Raw genomic sequence first — 2,910 nt, 5'->3', positions numbered from 1 at the left:
CGGATGTTTGCAAGCGCAAGTATCCCCCCGCTACTGGACGGCGGCGCAGCGCGAATTATCGAGGAGCTTGGCCGATTGCCGGAGGCTCCCGCAATCATTGCATTGGATACCGTATCCCGTGCCCTTGGGGGTGGCAACGAGAACGACAGCCAAGACATGGCGGCCTTCGTTTCTGCCTGCGACGCAATCCGGGCAGCAGCCCCCGGCAGCACGTTGATTGCGGTACACCATACCGGGTGGGCCGATCCAAGCCGTGCTAGAGGTAGCAGCGTCCTGCGGGGAGGCGTTGATGTGGAAATGGCCTGCAATCGCGACGACCACGGCGTTATCTGGTTGTCCTGCAGCAAAGCAAAAGACACCGAAGAACCGCCCAAGCGCGGATTCACGCTGGAAAAGATAACCCTGCCTTGGGTGGACGACGAGGGCGAGCCGGTTACAAGTGCCATTCTGGTGGGCATGAGCGACGCTGCCCAAGCCATTCTTGCAGCCTCCACAAAGCAACTCGGCGACGCGCAAAAAATCTGCCTGTCTGTCCTGCGGAAGATGCAGACCGAGACTGGCGGCAAGGCGCTGATTCGTGATTGGCGGCAACGTGCCCATGAAGAAGGCTTTGCAGGAAAGTTTGCACGAGTCTTGGCTACCCTCAAAGAACGCGGCCTCATTGATGCAGACGATACCCACGCATGGGCTATTGGTGAGGATTCACCCGAAAACGGGACGGAAGGGACAAAAGGGACTTTTGTACCAAATGACTCGGCGGGGGATGAGGGACAAAAGGGACAAATGCCTATAGGCATGTCCCAAATGTCCCCTAATGTCCCGACCGAAAAGGACAGCGACAAGGCTTTGAAAAAAAAGAGAAATCCACGCCCAAAGACTGGCAAAAAAGCACCCGCAACCCGCAAATCAACCACCGAAAAAGGAGCGTAACCCTATGAATTCAAATGTTAAAATAGCGCGTTGCTACAAATGCAATCAAACCTATTACTTGCCAAGAAACCACACCGGCATTTTCTGCCCTGATTGCTTGGCGATTCAGGAAGTGGAAAACCAAGCCTTGGCGAAGGCGGTAGGTGCGGAGATAGAGCGCGTCCTGCGTTCCGTGCTGAAAGAATGGCAAGCAACGGCGGCCAATAAGAAAAGGCCATAAGGAGATCGCACAATGAGTTTATCGACCGTGTACGATAAAAGACGGCGCACCAGGGCGCAGCTAGAGCAACTGGATGCGCAGATCCTCGCTGCCTTGCAAGCCGACCACCCGCAGAGCGTCCGGCACCTGTTCTATCTCATGACGGACCCGCGACTACCGGAGCCGGTCGAGAAGTCGGATCGCGGGTATCGGCATGTTCAATACCGCGTTACCGAATTACGCCGGGCTGGGCGGTTGGATTATTCCTGGATCTCGGACGCTACCCGGCGCGGGTATTTCGTGGACACTTTCCGTAATGCTGCCGACTTTATCCGCCAAATGGCGAGCCTCTACCGTGGGCACCTATGGACTGATGCGGGCGTGTACTGCGAAGTCTGGTGTGAGAGCCGGTCTATCGCCTCGGTCATTCAGGCCGACTGCGAGGATCTAGCCGTATCTCTCTACCCTGCCGGCGGGTTTTCCAGCATCACACTTATCCATGAGGCAGCGCAGTACATCAACCAGGAGACGGAGGGAGGCGTGCCTGCCGTGATTTTCTACATTGGCGACCTGGACCCGGCGGGGGTACTGATTGACCGGTCCATCGAGAAGGATCTGCGGCAACATCTGCGAAGCGACGTGCATCTGGAGTTTCGGCGGCTTGGCATTACCGCCGAGCAAGTGGAGCAGTACGACCTACCAGAGAAGCCTCGGAAACTCGGAGATAAGCGAGCACTCCACATCAAGACAACCGTAGAGGCCGAAGCCATGCCAGCGCATATCCTTCGGCAAATCCTGCGGGATGCGGTAGAGGCGCTGCTACCCCCCGGCGCACTGGACACTGTAAGGGTGGCCGAGGAATCGGAGAGGCAGTATCTCAACTTCATTGCCGAGCAGGTGGAAATGGGCGGCGAAGCATGACAAACGGAGCGGGTGGTATATCCGTACCCCTGCCCCCGTATCGTGGGAATTTTGAGTATCTACGGCCCAGCAATGGGCAATGGAGGCAATGCCATGAGCACCAGTAAAGAACAGGGCAATAACTCGCAGCGCAATGAGCGCGGCCAATGGCTTCCAGGTGTATGCCCGAACCCAAAAGGACGGCCCAAGGGATCGAGGAACGCGACTACCTACACCATGAAGGAAGCCTTGGAAGAAGCCTTCTGGCAAGCTGGCGGGATCGGTTGGTTGGTCAAGCTGGCGCATGAGGAACCCAAGATATTTGCATCGCTGTTAATGCGACTGTTGCCACCGGCACCGGCAGAAACGGAAGCCGAGGACGGGCGGCCCTATGTCGATCCAGACGAACCCGCCAATGTGGCAACCATTGAAGAAATCCGCGCCGAGCTTCAGCGGCGGGACTGGTAAACAGCGCCAGCAATGCCTCTAGGAAGCCCAGGAAGGCGGGTTCAGGGAGCAGGCGCTACCAATGCACTACCCCATGGGAAAGTGACCGCCTAAAGACTGCCCGATCAATGCGTTGCCGGTAGGAGTGACCGCACCATGACCGCGTTCTACGGGTGAATATTTCCCCTCTATAAAAAAGGCGATCCAGGCTGGCGCAGATAGGCCAAAAACGGCGAGATATTGCCCCTTGCGCTGGCCAAGTGTAACCGTAAGTGTAACCGCTAGAGCCATTTTGCAAGGTGTGGAGAAGTGATACCGTTTTGTAAGGCGTTGTTTTTATTGGTCGGGGAGACAGGATTCGAACCTGCGACATCCTGCTCCCAAAGCAGGCGCGCTACCAGACTGCGCCACTCCCCGCGCGCCGAGGATCATAG

At 57.0% G+C, this 2,910-nt stretch carries 4 protein-coding genes and 1 tRNA gene; 4 read left to right on the top strand and 1 reads right to left on the bottom strand.

Going from position 1 to position 2,910, the window contains the following annotated elements; all coding sequences use genetic code 11:
- Positions 1-3 precede the first annotated feature (3 nt).
- The 4 genes from RTI30_RS13765 to RTI30_RS13750 all read left to right on the top strand — a co-directional run bounded on the left by RTI30_RS13765 (position 4) and on the right by RTI30_RS13750 (position 2,497).
- The gene (locus tag RTI30_RS13765; protein ID WP_312284075.1) at positions 4-930 is read left to right on the top strand and encodes an AAA family ATPase; all 927 of its coding nucleotides are present in this window, start codon (positions 4-6) and stop codon (positions 928-930) included.
- 4 nt (positions 931-934) lie between these two features.
- The gene (locus RTI30_RS13760) at positions 935-1,150 is read left to right on the top strand and encodes a hypothetical protein (RefSeq protein ID WP_312284074.1); all 216 of its coding nucleotides are present in this window, start codon (positions 935-937) and stop codon (positions 1,148-1,150) included.
- A 12-nt stretch (positions 1,151-1,162) separates the two neighbouring features.
- A complete protein-coding gene (locus tag RTI30_RS13755; protein ID WP_312284073.1) occupies positions 1,163-2,050 on the top strand; it encodes a hypothetical protein in 888 nt (295 codons plus the stop codon).
- A 93-nt stretch (positions 2,051-2,143) separates the two neighbouring features.
- On the top strand, positions 2,144-2,497 hold the full coding sequence (locus RTI30_RS13750; protein ID WP_312284072.1) for a hypothetical protein: 354 nt from the start codon (positions 2,144-2,146) through the stop codon (positions 2,495-2,497).
- Between the two features lie 319 nt (positions 2,498-2,816).
- On the opposite strand, the gene RTI30_RS13745 is transcribed toward RTI30_RS13750, so the two are convergent.
- Positions 2,817-2,893: transfer RNA gene (locus RTI30_RS13745), tRNA-Pro, on the bottom strand.
- Between the last annotated feature and the right edge of the window lie 17 nt (positions 2,894-2,910).

Origin of the sequence: Candidatus Igneacidithiobacillus taiwanensis (assembly GCF_031962545.1) — a bacterium.
GTDB lineage: Bacteria > Pseudomonadota > Gammaproteobacteria > Acidithiobacillales > Acidithiobacillaceae > Igneacidithiobacillus > Igneacidithiobacillus taiwanensis.
This window is presented reverse-complemented; position numbering and strand designations above follow the sequence as displayed.

Excerpts from the sequence above, each read along its gene's own strand:
- RTI30_RS13765 (WP_312284075.1), top strand. The coding sequence starts at position 4 with ATGTTTGCAAGCGCAAGTATCCCCCCGCTACTGGACGGCGGCGCAGCG.
- RTI30_RS13760 (WP_312284074.1), top strand. The coding sequence starts at position 935 with ATGAATTCAAATGTTAAAATAGCGCGTTGCTACAAATGCAATCAAACC.
- RTI30_RS13755 (WP_312284073.1), top strand. The coding sequence starts at position 1,163 with ATGAGTTTATCGACCGTGTACGATAAAAGACGGCGCACCAGGGCGCAG.
- RTI30_RS13750 (WP_312284072.1), top strand. The coding sequence starts at position 2,144 with ATGAGCACCAGTAAAGAACAGGGCAATAACTCGCAGCGCAATGAGCGC.